The organism is Rhizobium lusitanum (assembly GCF_014189535.1).
Taxonomy (GTDB): Bacteria; Pseudomonadota; Alphaproteobacteria; order Rhizobiales; family Rhizobiaceae; genus Rhizobium; species Rhizobium lusitanum_C.
Genome location: NZ_CP050304.1, coordinates 254,051 through 266,982, shown reverse-complemented (window position 1 = coordinate 266,982; position 12,932 = coordinate 254,051). Strand labels below are relative to the sequence as shown.

Below are 12,932 nucleotides of genomic sequence, written 5' to 3'. Positions count from 1 at the left end.
CCCTCCGATCGCCGACGAAAATCAGCGGAAGTTGCGGTCGTTGTCACCTGTTTGCACTATCGTGACACGTAGGGAGCGCTGAACCGGCTGGCACGCTTGTTCTTGTTCTTGATCTTGGGGGGCCAGCTTCATGCCGGTAAAATTTCTCGCGCCTGGAACATTGGCGCACGAAACTTACGTCAAGCATGTCGTCCGAACCCAAAGGTCTCCAGCCCATGCACTAGATCTTGGTGTCGCTTGGCAGTTAAATGGAAAGTGACATCGCTTGTCAGCATGGAGACGGAACAAACCTCGTTCGCTTCGGGTTACCTCTTTTCAGGAAACAAGGAGGATCACCAATGGATCATACAAATCATGTTCGTCTCGCCACGATCGAACTGACGCCTGCCGTGCTTGAAGGCGCGACCATTTATGGCGCCGACGACCACAAGGTCGGCAAACTGGATCACATTCACGGCTCCGGCGCAGGCGGCACCGCAATCATCGACGTAGGCGGCTTCCTTGGCATCGGAGCAAAGCCTGTCAGCGTTGCGCTGACCGATTTGGAATTCATGCGCGACGGGGATGGCGACATCCATGCCGTCACAAACTGGACGAAGGATGAGCTCAAGGAAATGCCCGAGCACAAAGACTAGCCGTCCAAGCCCACGAGCATCGAAGCCCGGCCATCGTGCCGGGCTTTTCCGTATCTGGACGACCTTGCAAAGCTCGGCGAGATGCTGCTGAGGATCGCAACGATGCCCGCGATCTCCCTGTCACCAGCCATAGCTGAAGGTGGCGCCGCTACCGCCATCGCCGTTCTGCTCGACATTGGCGCTGGTATCTCTACCGAACTGGAAAACGCCGTAAGCATTGTCGTTGCCATTCTGCCGAAGGATGGCGGAATGGCCGTTACCATGCTGCTCGCTGATACCGAGATCGCCGTGACTGTTCTGGCTTATGCCGGCGGTATTGCCGTGCCCCGACTGGCGAATGCCGGCGCCCCGAATGTTGCGATACAGCGAATAGAAGCGCAGGCCGGTCGCAAGCGCACCTGTATCTTCGGCACCACTGGGAGCAAAGGTTATTCGAACCAATGCTGAAGACGCCATTCAGTTGGCGTTCACGCGGGCCTGCGCAACTCGGGATATCGCAGCCAATTACTGCATCTAGATGTGAAATCCAATAATCCGCGATTGTTCTTCATCCTCCCTTAGGCCAGCCCTGTCATTTTCGAACGGGAAAAGGCGAGGTACAAACGAATGGATGAAAGCACGCTGCTGATAGGGCTATGTCGAAGCTTGGCCATGTCAGCTCTCGTGATCCTTGGATATTCCCGGGTGATCCAGGCCACCACGGGGGCCGTCGCCGGCAATATCGGCGTTGGATTCCTTTTCGCGGCTGCCGGTATCCTTTCCATGAATGACCCGGTCATTTTTGCGCCAGGTGTGTTTTACGATGGGCGCGTTCCGATCCTTGCGCTCGCCTACACCTTCTCTGGGCTAGCCGGTGCAATGATCACAGCCATCGTACTCGGTGGTTACAGGATTTGGCTTGGAGGAGCAGGGGTTTATGCGGGCCTCATCAGCATCTCTGTGACCGCTGCTGCCGGAATTGCTGTCGGTATGATTCCCAATCGCTTTTTCAGGCAGCGGCTCGGACGCCCTGCCGCTCTCAGTGCCGCCGCCACAATGTCGACCGTTTCCGTACTGGCGCTGCCCCATCTTTCGGTGGCGTCCTTCAACTATCATGCGGTTATGCTGATAATGATCGCCAATCCGATTGGAATTTTTCTGCTGCATGATTTCCTCTCGAATGAAGGAAAGCGTATGAGGCTGTTCCGAGCGCTTGAGCATGATGCTGCAGTCGATCCATTGACCAAGTTGGTCAATAGACGCGCATTTGATGCCAAAGCTGCGTTAGCTCTTTCTCTGGGACACAACCCGAACGGCGAATACTCCGTCATTATGATCGACATCGATCATTTCAAAGCGGTGAATGATACATTCGGCCATGATACGGGTGACACCGTGTTGATGAACGTTGCCTCCATCATCGCGGCGTCAGTCCGCAAGGCGGACATCGTCGCTCGATTTGGCGGCGAGGAGATTGCAGTTCTGTTGCCCGGTTTGGGAAGTCAGAAAGCTGCAGCCGTCGCAGAAAAAATACGGTTGCGTGTAGAGGCAAATATCGTCACGAGCCAAGCAGGCGGGGTATCCGTGACAATAAGTGCTGGCGCGAGCGCAACCAATATTCATCGGACGGAGGTGGCTGAGGCGCTGAAGGCCGCCGATGCCGCTCTTTACACCGCGAAGCGGTCTGGCCGCAACAGAGTTGAGATGGCGTTTGCCGCATAAGCTTATAGGTGTGTTTCGAAGGTCTCCGCAAAACCTGCGGAGACCTTCGATGGTTTCAAAGTGTCAACCGATCAGAACTGCTTGCGGAAGCCAACGGTGACAGCGTTGCTGCTGAAGTCCGTGCTCGAGGACGTGCCGTCGCGCGCTGTGAAGTCGAAGTTGTCAGCGGCGGTATAGCGGTAGCCGATGTCCAGCGACGTCTTCTCGAACAGCGTCGAGCCAGAAAATACGCTCTGGAGATTGATGCCGACGCCCGCGTCGAGATGGTAGGCGAACGCGGTGTCATCGTCGTCGATCAGCGTTCCAACCGATCCGACGCCCTGCTTGCGGAGCTTCAGGTTGATCGCGCCGACGCCACCGCCGACGTAAGGCGTGAAGACCGACAGAAAGCCTGTGTCGCCGGCCGGGGCGAGCGGGATGTCGAGGTAGCCGTTGACGAAGCCCTGGATCGTGTTTGCGTCGCCATAGGAGTTGATCGATCCAACGCTGCCAAAACCGGTCACGCGGTGCTCATCGACCGAGGCGCTGCCGTAGCCGACTTCCAGTTCGACGCGTGGCGTCACGTAGCCCATGGAACCGAAGTTGTAGCCACCGCGGATAGCACTGTAGAAGCCCGTGTCATACTTGGTGTTGATGTTGAAGCCGCCTACGTCAAAGTCGGTGTGCTTCAGGAAGGATACCGAACTCAGCGAACCGAGGTAAAAGCCCATGCCGTTATCGACTGCCGAAGGCGGCTGCATTGGCGTAACCATGTCGGCAGCGGCGGCAGCGGAGACCAGCGAGGTTGAGATCAGGGCGGCGAGAATAAGCTTTTTCATAGTGGTTCCTTGGACGTAGCCGAAAGTTCGTTTTCAATTCTTGCGATGCTCAAGGTCGATATAGGTCGTGGAATTCTGCCTCCTCGAATTAAGGCAGGCTTTTGAGTGCTAACTACGACCGGTAGTGGCGCGCCGTTACATTCCTGCCACAGTTGGTCGGTGCGCCCTACACCGACTGCATGATTATACGCAGAAGCGACCGAACAGGTCACAGATCTTGTCTCGCGAACGTTTCGGTGCAGCGCGCACGCAGCTGCCGCCCGAAACGTCGAGCAAGGAGATTGCGCGCGCAGCACGGCTTGCACAGGGATCCAGATGTTATCGACCAGAACGTGCTTGCCGTTCTCAGGCCCGGCGACATCGTCATCTGGACAACTCGCGAAACCACACACCGTCCGCCGTCCGCCAGATCATCATGGCAGCCGGCACGGCGCTGGTACTCGCCGCTTATTATCGGCTTAGTCCGATTGCACAACGACGACCGGAGTAGCGCGCTCGCGAAACCCTGAGTGCTCGGAGCTGGGAACCCTCATCGTCTACTGAGCCGTAAAGAAAGTCAGCAGAACTTTGCCTTTGTCGCCAAGCAAGCAGACGAACCTGTCGGGCTTTCCGGTCTTTTCCTTGCGGGCGATGTAGGCCTCTCCCAGAATAACCGTCTTGACGGCGACGTCCTCGACCTTGGTGTCGGCCTTGCTGATGGCAAGGCTTTCCATGTCCATCACGAGATCGGTGATCTCAGGCGACCGCTCCTGCAGGGCGAGCAATCCGGTCGATTTACAGGCGCTCACAGCGGGGTCTTGGGCCGCCTGTGCAAAGGCATGGTTTGCTGCGAAAAGGACGAGTGCGCCCGCGGCGGCTGAGGCAGTGAATTTCATGCGATCTTCTCCCATTAAAAAGCCCGCGAACGCGGGCTTAAATTGTGACCAGTGATTTGACTTCAGGCCTTGTCGACGAAGTTCTTGATGGCATCCTTCGCATTGCCCTTGGCAACCTGGATTTTGCCCTTGGCTTCCTGGACAGCGCCCTTGGCCTGCTCCTCGTGATTGTCTACAGCCTTGCCTACGGCCTGGCGTGCCTTGCCGGCCATTTCATTCGCGGCGCCTTTGATCTTGTCGGATGTGCTTCCCATTTTTCGTCTCCTCTATTGAGCTCTTTTGAAACGTGCTGAGCGGCCTGTTGGTTCCACTGGCAGGCAATGGACGTCCGCCGGTGCACTCTTCGCATGTCCTGGCGCCGCGCGATCGCACAAGGCAGGTGCCGCAGGGATTCTGGACGATTTTGTTGGATCAGTGCGAAATGAACATCAGATAGAAATGACGTGAATCGCATCAGGCGAGACCGAGGAAAAGGGCCAGCTTAAAGCTGGCCCCGATCATCATTTCTTCAATTTGGAATAGTCGAGCTTCGGAGCCTTCGTGAGGTCATCCTTCGAGGTATCGACATAAGCCTTCCAGGTGCCGTTATCCTGTGCCAGCGCGACCGAGGATGGATCGAGAACCACGTAGCTTTCACCGATGCCGAGGAAGCCGCCGACACTTGCGACAATGCCAATGACCGACTTGCCGTCACCGATGACCACGTCGGATATTTCACCGATGGCTTCGTTCTGCTTGTTGTAGACGTCGACGCCGACCAGCTTCGACGTGACCAGATCGCTATCCTGGATGTTGACGTATTTTAAGGGACCGTTTGCCGTCTTGCCCATCGTGATACCGGGGCCGGCCAGAGCGGCGTCTGCACCAGTTGCGGCCGTCGTTTGTGCGAAGGCTACGCCGCTGATAAGAGTGAGAGCCAAACCGGGAACGAGCGAACGAAATTTCATGCGATACTCCTGTATTATCCAGCATACGACGTGTATGCCAATGCAAAGAGGTAACCCTTGCGGGCAGAAAACGTTCCCTAATTCGTTGATTTATCTTCCTTTCCGTTCTCTTCGCGAAGAGGGCAGCATCTCATGGGCGGGTAACAAAAGTTTTGTGCGCGGCAACGAGAGCTGACCCGAATGTGGTTATGATAGGAGCTGGCCTCATTCAGGCCGCGACCATTTCCCGGATGGTGCCGATGATTTTTTCGGGATCGTAGGGCTTGCTGAAAAACCGACCATCGAACGGAAGGCTCTCCTCTCGAATGGCATGGTGGCCGGACGTCACGATGATCTTGATGGGTGGCCAGCGATCACGAACAGCGGCCGCCAGCTTGAGGCCGTCCATGCTGCCGGGCATATCGATATCCGTGAACAGGGCCTGTATTTCCGTGTGTTCGACGAGGATGACAATGGCTTCGTCGGCGTCTGCGGCTTCAAAGACCAGAAGCCCGCCATCTTCCAGGGCACCAACAGTGTTCATCCTCACCAACGGTTCGTCTTCGACCACGAGAACGACAATACAGGCATCGATCATTGAAGTCTCAATTCTCTTTGGCCACCTATCTTCTGGAGCTGGTGACAGCAGGCGTGGATCGGGGCGGCTCAAGGCAGCCTCAGAACATACCTAACGCGTGCACCTCGGAATTGATCCGTGCCTTTCAATCTATATCGCAGGTAAGCGCACAGTGACCATTTGCGGCTTCGGGCAAGCCGATGGATCATAGGCGCCTGTCGTTTCACTTGCCGCCCACGTCTCCAGGAGCCGCGCGTCGGTATTCAGGTCGCTATCGGCGCTGCCATAAAAACGGATTTCCGCTGGATCGGATCATTTTCGAGATCACCGAAACGAGCAATCCGACACAAAGCACGTCCTCCGTACCATATGTGGAGCAAATATGGGGACAAAGCAGCGATTGACGAACGGGCGCAGGCCATTCGCCTCATTCGGGGCTACGTCTTTGCCAAGTCGAGTTTTAATCCCCGCCGCCGCTGATCAGAACTGCCTGACTGGGTAATCAACCTGGCCCGAGGTATCGCTGGTGTGGGAGGAGAAAAATCTATGAGCAGCGGCTGGAATTGCCGGCACACTTTGACAATCAGCGATCGTCTTCTGCAATTGCGGGGGGCGTATGGGATCGAGAGAGCTTCAGATTTTGTCGTAAGTGAACGATGTCAGAAGCGTGGTCACAAAATTGCTTGCCTTCTCCTTGACGAGAACTTCGGTCCACTCATCCGTTCCGCGGAGCATCAGCCCGGTATAGATACTGTCGACAGCAGCTTCTTCGATGCGCTTTATATGCGCGTGGAAGGATGCTTCGTCGCCGGATTTATAAACGTCGCGGACAACCATCCTCAAAATTTCCTGAATGGCGATCTGCCAGGCTGTATTAATGGCCTGAAGTTCGTTCGCTTGATCCGTCATCGGATCCTCCCATTATTGCAGCCTTGGATAGCCAGCCAGCATGGGCGTCGTGGCAATCAGGCACAAAAAAGGCCAGGCGATTTGCCTGACCTCGCTTGGTAATTTGCTTTCGACAGTGCCAGTACATCCGTGGTCAAAGGAAAGCAGTTACCGATTATACAGCCTGCAGGTTGCAAGCAGACATTTTGCCCGACTTGTTGTCGCGCTCCATCTCGTAGCCGATCTTCTGGCCTTCGACGATTTCGCGCATTCCGGCGCGTTCGACGGCAGAGATGTGAACGAAGGCGTCAGCGCCGCCATTGTCAGGCTGAATGAAGCCGAAGCCCTTAGTGGAATTAAACCATTTAACTGTGCCAGTGGTCATAATGAACCCTTTCATAGCAATATAAGACGACCGCAGCACGAATGCGCTGCGGATGATGATAACGATTTTTGAAAGGAAGGTTCGTTCAGGGCGCGGTGCTAATCGCGCGGTAACCAAAGCTCAGCAAGCAAATATCGACAAACATATCCCTAGCGGTGTTGCACGTCCGCGTCAACTTTTAGTTTTCGCACGCTACGCATTCAATCAATGCGTGTTTTCGGCAGGCATGCACTTTTTAGAGCGCCAATGCAGACATGCTGTGAGCAAGACCGTCTCCCAGGATTGATTTCAACCGGCAGGCCAACCTTGTTGATGTTTTGAGAAAGACAAATATAACTGCAATGCATCCTCGCAAAGAAGATGCGCGAATTCGATTTCGAGAATGCGCTGCCGATTTTTTGTGGAAGATGAGATATGCCCAAGCGGAAAAAGCCCCCTATTGTCAGCACCGGCATTTCGGGACTTGATGAGATCTTGCGGGGTGGGCTTCCGGCATTCAATCTTTATATGCTGCAAGGAGCGCCAGGGTCGGGCAAGACGACGGCCGCGTTGCAGTTCCTGCGCGCCGGCGTCGAGAGCGGTGAAAGCTGTATGTATGTCACGCTTTCACAAACCGCCGCAGAGCTTGAATCTATCGCTGTTTCGCATGGCTGGACGCTTGATGGCATCCGCGTTGAAGAATTGTCGACCTCGGACGCTGTGAACGAGGCCGATGAGCAAAGCATATTCTTGACTGCCGATCTTCGGCTGGACGAGACGCGAAAGGCCGTCGAAGCAGCAATTGATGAGCACAAGCCACGCCGCCTGGTCTACGATTCTCTCCTTGAGATCCGTTTGATCACGGGCGATTCTCCGCGGTTTCGTCGCGAGCTTATCCGCTTCAAATCCTTCCTCGCGAAGAAGAATGTCGTGGCGCTGTTGCTGGACACGCAAACTGCGGGCGATCGCAGCGGGGAGGAAGTAGAAGGACTTGCCCACGGCGTCATTCGGTTTGACAAGTCGCTGGAAGAATATGGTGGAGTGCGCCGCCGCATCGAGGTCTCGAAGATGCGCGGCGTGCCGGTCGCCGACGGCTACCACGATATGGCTATTCGTGAAGGTGAAGGTGTTGTCGTCTTCCCCCGCATTGTGGCAAGCACCGCGCTGGAGAATGCCAAGCCACAGCTGATCAAATCCGGCGTCGCCGAGCTCGACGATATGTTCGGTGGTGGCCAGGAGGCCGGGACCACGACACTGGTGATCGGCCAGTCCGGTACCGGCAAATCGACCATGTCGTCCCTCTACGCGACCGCGGCGCTTGAACGCGGCGAGAGTGTCGCTCTGTTTCTATTCGAAGAACGGTTGGAAACCTTCTTCCGTCGCTCCGAAGGCCTGGGAATGGAACTGCGGCAGTTTCATAAGGATGGCAAGCTGATCCTGCGCGATTTCAATCCGAACGAAATCTCGCCCGGGGAATTTGGCCAGATTGTTCAGTCAGCGGTTACACAGGAGAAGGTGCGGGTCGTGGTCATCGACAGCCTGACCGGGTATCTAAACTCATTGCCGTACCGCGAGAAAGCGGTTCGGGATATCCAGTCGCTCCTGAAATACCTTGCGCGGTCCGGTGTCCTGACGATGCTGATCGTGGCCCAGCATGGCCTGCTCGGTCAAAATGTGGGGATCGATGTCGATGTGAGTTTCCTAGGCGATACGGTTCTTCTGCTGAGGATTGTGGAGCACGAGGGGCATCTGCGCCGAAACATCACTGTGGTTAAAAAGCGTCATGGTCCGCACGACCTCGATATTCGGGAACTGCTGATCGAAAGTGGAAGCGTGAGCGTTGTCGCTTACAATCCTCTTCCTGATTCAAAATGAATGCAGTTCCAATAGAAAGCGAGTTGGACTGGGTGCTCGTTCTAGCTCCCTTTCGCAAGGATGCCGATTATATCGCCGCATTCCTGCGTGAACAGGACGTTGAGGTAAGAGCCGGTAGGGCCGACGATGATCTAGTCCAGCAACTCGCCCTGTCTCCGGGCATCATCGTCATCACGCATGAGGCGCTTTACCCCGAGATCGTCGCTAGAATTGGCGAGCATCTTGCGGAACAACCCGACTGGTCGGAAGTGCCAATCATCGTTTTGCTGGAACGTGCTGCACCACTTGCAAGGATCCGCGGTCAGTTGGAGACGTCATGGCCGGGTTCGCGATTGCTGTTCCACACACGTCCTATTGCGCGATTGGAATTCGTGAATGTGATCCAGTCAAATCTGCTGGTCCGACTGCGCCAACGCCAGGTTCGTGACTCCCTTGAGCGGGAAAAAGAGCTGCGCCTGGAGTTGAACCACCGGGTAAAAAACATTTTGGCGAGCGTTGCCTCGATTTTCCAGATGACGCGGCGCGGAACGGCAACCGTCGAAAGCTTGTCAAGCGACTTCGTTGGCCGTCTACAGGCGCTGTCCAAGGTGCATACCGCCGTATTCGAGGCCGGAGGGGAGGAGATCTTGCTTTCCGCAGTCGTGGAGCAGACGGCGTCTCCCTACAACAGCAATGGCGTCAGTCGCATCGACTTTACTGGTCCGGATGTTGTTGTGAGCCGGGAAGCCGGAACGACAATAGCGTTGTGTTTGCATGAGCTCATAACGAATGCCATTAAATATGGCGCACTCTCCCACTCCGATGGAAAGGTTGAAATCGCCTGGGCGATCGCCAACGAGGATGGTCCTGACTTATCCTTGAATTGGGTCGAAGTGGGCGGTCCTCTTGTGCTTGAACCGACGCGCCAGGGGTATGGCACTCGTTATGTACGCTCGGCGCTGCGCGCGTTGTTTGGTGCAGCTCCCGACATCGTCTTTGCGCCATCGGGATTTCGCTGCAGCGTGAGTGGACGGCTGTCGCGAATCACCAATTCCAATCAAGAGTCGTTTGTCTAGTCGTTCAATGGAACTACGTTCGCGACCGGACGTTTCCAGGCCGCTATATTGGGTACTACCGGCATTTCGCAGGCACTCCCGAATGGGAGGAAAACATGAAAACGTTGCTAATCGCGATCGGCCTTTTGGCTGCAACAACATTGCCGGCTCTGGCAGCCGAGCCCGTCAAGATGGTCGACACCAAAATGGGTAAGGTCGTGGCCACTGAAAAGGGCGGTCATCGGACTGCTCTCGATCGCACGGGCAGGTGTGGGTCATGGATCAACAATTCGGCCGCACTTGATTTTGCCCGATCCGCTGCTGATAGTGGGTGTGGGCCAAAAATTTGCCATGCCAGATTAAGGGACCAACCATGGATAAATCTTCTGGGTCGTCTGTTCTCATCATTGAGGATGAGTTGCTGATCGCCATGGATTTGGAGCAGATGCTTCAGGATCTGGGCTTTGAGACCAGTGTACTGGTCTCCTCCTGCCTCCAAGCGGAGAAATGGTTGGCGGTGCACACACCCCTGTTTGCAGTGCTGGATATCCGCGTCCGGGATGGCACTTCCGAGTCCATCGCCCACCGTCTGGTAAATCAGGGAATCCCCTTCATTGTGAGCTCGGGAACGGGGTCGGGAGAAGATGACGCGGTTTTTGCACACGGCATTCGCGTTCCAAAACCCTGCGACGTGCAGCACATTGCCGATGCGTTGAAGGCTCTTGGCGTTCGGGATTACGCATCCTCGCTCCCTTCGGCGACGGCATAGCGATGAAAGAAGCGAAAGGTCTGGCGCACTCGGAGACTTCGAACAAGTCAAGGAATTTGCGTTATCAGCCGCTGACCCAGCGCTTCATGCGGCAACTCTGCCTCCGGTTCTTGCGCCTTGGGGAGCGGGAAGAGCGTTACCTGCAACAGGTCGAAGATGAAAGGGCTTATCGCAAATTTCTGCACTTATCGGTATGTTGACCATCGGAAGAGAAATTCCTGCTCCAGATGTTGTGGAGCGTACCGATGATTCTGAATGCCATTACCGAAAAGCTGAAGCGTTAGTCGAAGGATGATTTCAAAGGAAGGAATTTCGAGGCATCGCTGATCGTACAAGCGGTCACTTGATATTTGAGATATTCGTTGAGCTATCGAGATCTGGAAGAAATGTTCGAAGAGCGCGGCTTCGAGGTCGATCATAGCACGATCAACCGCTGAGTATTGAGCTATTCGCCTTTGATCGAGAAGCGTCTCCGCCAGTTTCGCCGTCCGCATTTGCGGATCGGTTCGGATTGACGAGACCTACACTGAGATCCGCGGCAAATGGCGCTATCTGTACCGAGGCATCGATAAGCATGGTAATCGGGTGGATTTCCTGCTGACCGCCAAGCGTGATCTTGATGCGGCCAAGCGGTTCTTCCGCAAGATGCTGAAGGACGAGCCCTTGTTATCAACCGGAAAGATCGGGACTGATGGCGCCAATACCTTCCCTTCAACAATCAAAACGTCGGTTGAAGACGGGCGTCTACATCCCGATCCCGTGCACTATGTCACCAAGCATCTACAGCAAGGCGTTGGGAGCGACCATTTCCGGGTGAAGAAGAACATACCGAAGATCGGCGGCTTCCAATCCTTCAACACAGCGCGGCGAACGATCGCGGGTTTCGAGGCGATGCTGTGGTTGAGGAAAGGCTTTGGCTTTTCGGGCGACTGGACTGTCAACGACCAGAAAGATCTGCTTGCGCGCCTCTTTGGATTTACAAGGTTAACAAAACATGAAAATGGCATCGTTCGGGCGATAGCCGCCGCCTCTGAGGAAAGTTTGCGACAAGCCCACTTCATTGCACTAGCGCGCCGTTTCTCAAAGTCGGTTTAGATTGCCGGTCCCGGCCGGATCGGGCTGCCGTCGGCAAAGCGCGACAGACGGAAGCGGTGGAGGTTGTGCCCGATATCGTTGTTCTGGATCATATCGGACAGGACGCGTCCGAAGCCGGGCCCGATACCGAAGCCGTGGCCGCTCATGCCGGTCGCGACAACGAGGCCGGGGATTTCCGGCGTAGAATCGACGGTGGGCACGACATCCGGCATCGCATCGATCATGCCGCCCCAACTCGCCTTCAGCGGCACGGACTTGAACTGCGGGAAAAGTGCCCTGAACCCTTCATCGAGCGCGCGCAGCCCTGAGGCCTCGGGAGCGGGATTGAGAACGCGCATCCGCTCAAACGGGCTTTGACGATCCGCGTCCCACTTTCGCGGCGTTGACCAGGCATCCGGGTATCCCGGCGGTGCAGCCGGCAGGTAGCACGTTCCAAACGGATTGGCCTTCAGAGCGGAAAGATATTTCGTCGCGTGGCGGAATGCATCCGGCCCGATATAAAGCTGATGGCTGCCGCCCGGTGCCAGCGTATACCCACCATCCTGCCGCCTCCGGAAAGCGATATGTTCGTCGGTGGCGGCACCCGCGTAGATTTCCGGCATTGGCTCGGTCGCGGCGACGGTGAGCCTGACACTGAGTTGCGGGATAGAGACACCATGCGCGCGCAGGAAGAGTGATGTCCAGGCGCCGCAGGCGGCAAGCACGTTCGACGTGGCGATAAGGCCTTTCTCGGTCCAGACGCCGCTGATCCGTCCGGACGAGAGGTCGAGCATGCGCGCCGCACAATTCTCGATGATCGTGACGCCTTCGCGCGCGGCCATCCGCGCAATCGCAGGCACGGCAACCCAAGGCTCGGCGCGCATGTCAGAGGGTGTGGTCATCCCGCCCTTGAAGGGCCGCGCCATGCCGGGGATCAGGTCCGCCGCCTGCTTGGAGTCCATCAGGCGCGTATCGACGCCATGACTCCCGGCGAGCTTCACGAACTCCGCAAAATCGGCCATTTCCTTATCGTTGTGCGCGAGATAGGTCACGCCAGTCTGGTTGAGGCCGATGTCCTCGCCGCATTCTTCCGCCAGTTGCTTCCAGAGCCGGCAGGCTTCAATCACGATCGGCAGTTCGTCGGCGTCGCGGCCCTGCTGGCGGATCCAGCCCCAGTTGCGCGAGGATTGCTCGGCGGCTATGCGGCCCTTTTCCAGAAGCGTCACCGAGATGTTCTTGCGCGCGAGATACAGAGCCGTCGTGACGCCGATGATGCCGCCGCCGATGATCACGACATCGGATGTGTGCGGCAGCGGCGCCTGAAACTGGATGGGCGTCGCTTCGGTAAAGGGAAAGGTCGTCAAAGGGCTTTGTCCTTGTGGCCGTCACGGCGGTA

14 protein-coding genes and 1 pseudogene are annotated in these 12,932 nt (G+C 56.3%); 6 read left to right on the top strand and 9 right to left on the bottom strand.

Annotated elements, in window-relative coordinates; genetic code table 11:
* Window positions 1-338 precede the first annotated feature (338 nt).
* A complete protein-coding gene (locus HB780_RS01370; protein ID WP_183686030.1) occupies window positions 339-635 on the top strand; it encodes a PRC-barrel domain containing protein in 297 nt (98 codons plus the stop codon).
* Between the two features lie 120 nt (window positions 636-755).
* Here HB780_RS01370 and HB780_RS01365 read toward each other — a convergent pair whose 3' ends face one another.
* A complete protein-coding gene (locus HB780_RS01365; RefSeq protein WP_183686028.1) occupies window positions 756-1,091 on the bottom strand; it encodes a curlin in 336 nt (111 codons plus the stop codon).
* A gap of 150 nt (window positions 1,092-1,241) precedes the next feature.
* Here HB780_RS01365 and HB780_RS01360 point away from each other — a divergent pair, with 150 nt between their 5' ends.
* Window positions 1,242-2,336, top strand: coding sequence for a GGDEF domain-containing protein (locus HB780_RS01360; protein ID WP_183686026.1), 1,095 nt, complete (start codon window positions 1,242-1,244; stop codon window positions 2,334-2,336).
* A gap of 71 nt (window positions 2,337-2,407) precedes the next feature.
* On the opposite strand, the gene HB780_RS01355 is transcribed toward HB780_RS01360, so the two are convergent.
* The 7 genes from HB780_RS01355 to HB780_RS01325 all read right to left on the bottom strand — a co-directional run bounded on the left by HB780_RS01355 (window position 2,408) and on the right by HB780_RS01325 (window position 6,805).
* Complete coding sequence (locus tag HB780_RS01355) at window positions 2,408-3,154, bottom strand: outer membrane protein (RefSeq protein WP_183686024.1); 747 nt, start codon at window positions 3,152-3,154, stop codon at window positions 2,408-2,410.
* A gap of 536 nt (window positions 3,155-3,690) precedes the next feature.
* Entirely contained in the window at window positions 3,691-4,029 is a 339-nt protein-coding gene (locus tag HB780_RS01350) for a hypothetical protein (protein WP_183686022.1), read from the bottom strand.
* A 62-nt stretch (window positions 4,030-4,091) separates the two neighbouring features.
* The gene (locus HB780_RS01345) at window positions 4,092-4,283 is read right to left on the bottom strand and encodes a CsbD family protein (RefSeq protein ID WP_183686020.1); all 192 of its coding nucleotides are present in this window, start codon (window positions 4,281-4,283) and stop codon (window positions 4,092-4,094) included.
* 246 nt (window positions 4,284-4,529) lie between these two features.
* On the bottom strand, window positions 4,530-4,976 hold the full coding sequence (locus HB780_RS01340) for a PRC-barrel domain-containing protein (protein WP_183686018.1): 447 nt from the start codon (window positions 4,974-4,976) through the stop codon (window positions 4,530-4,532).
* Between the two features lie 208 nt (window positions 4,977-5,184).
* The gene (locus tag HB780_RS01335) at window positions 5,185-5,553 is read right to left on the bottom strand and encodes a response regulator (protein WP_183686429.1); all 369 of its coding nucleotides are present in this window, start codon (window positions 5,551-5,553) and stop codon (window positions 5,185-5,187) included.
* A 612-nt stretch (window positions 5,554-6,165) separates the two neighbouring features.
* Window positions 6,166-6,441 carry a hypothetical protein gene (locus HB780_RS01330; protein WP_183686016.1) on the bottom strand — a complete coding sequence of 92 codons (276 nt, stop codon included), beginning with the start codon at window positions 6,439-6,441 and terminating at the stop codon, window positions 6,166-6,168.
* 154 nt (window positions 6,442-6,595) lie between these two features.
* On the bottom strand, window positions 6,596-6,805 hold the full coding sequence (locus HB780_RS01325; protein WP_027145347.1) for a cold-shock protein: 210 nt from the start codon (window positions 6,803-6,805) through the stop codon (window positions 6,596-6,598).
* 414 nt (window positions 6,806-7,219) lie between these two features.
* Here HB780_RS01325 and HB780_RS01320 point away from each other — a divergent pair, with 414 nt between their 5' ends.
* The 4 genes and pseudogenes from HB780_RS01320 to HB780_RS01305 form a co-directional block, all read left to right on the top strand.
* Entirely contained in the window at window positions 7,220-8,659 is a 1,440-nt protein-coding gene (locus HB780_RS01320) for a DUF7125 family protein (protein ID WP_183686014.1), read from the top strand.
* Window positions 8,656-9,714 carry a sensor histidine kinase gene (locus HB780_RS01315; RefSeq protein WP_183686012.1) on the top strand — a complete coding sequence of 353 codons (1,059 nt, stop codon included), beginning with the start codon at window positions 8,656-8,658 and terminating at the stop codon, window positions 9,712-9,714. The genes HB780_RS01320 and HB780_RS01315 overlap by 4 nt, the downstream gene beginning before the upstream one ends.
* A 352-nt stretch (window positions 9,715-10,066) precedes the next feature.
* The gene (locus HB780_RS01310) at window positions 10,067-10,462 is read left to right on the top strand and encodes a response regulator (RefSeq protein WP_183686010.1); all 396 of its coding nucleotides are present in this window, start codon (window positions 10,067-10,069) and stop codon (window positions 10,460-10,462) included.
* 245 nt (window positions 10,463-10,707) lie between these two features.
* A pseudogene (locus HB780_RS01305) lies at window positions 10,708-11,455 on the top strand (IS6 family transposase); the annotation flags it as partial.
* 98 nt (window positions 11,456-11,553) lie between these two features.
* On the opposite strand, the gene HB780_RS01300 reads toward HB780_RS01305, so the two are convergent.
* Window positions 11,554-12,900 (bottom strand): NAD(P)/FAD-dependent oxidoreductase, encoded by a 1,347-nt coding sequence (locus HB780_RS01300; protein ID WP_183686007.1) that lies wholly within the window; start codon window positions 12,898-12,900, stop codon window positions 11,554-11,556.
* Window positions 12,901-12,932 lie beyond the last annotated feature (32 nt).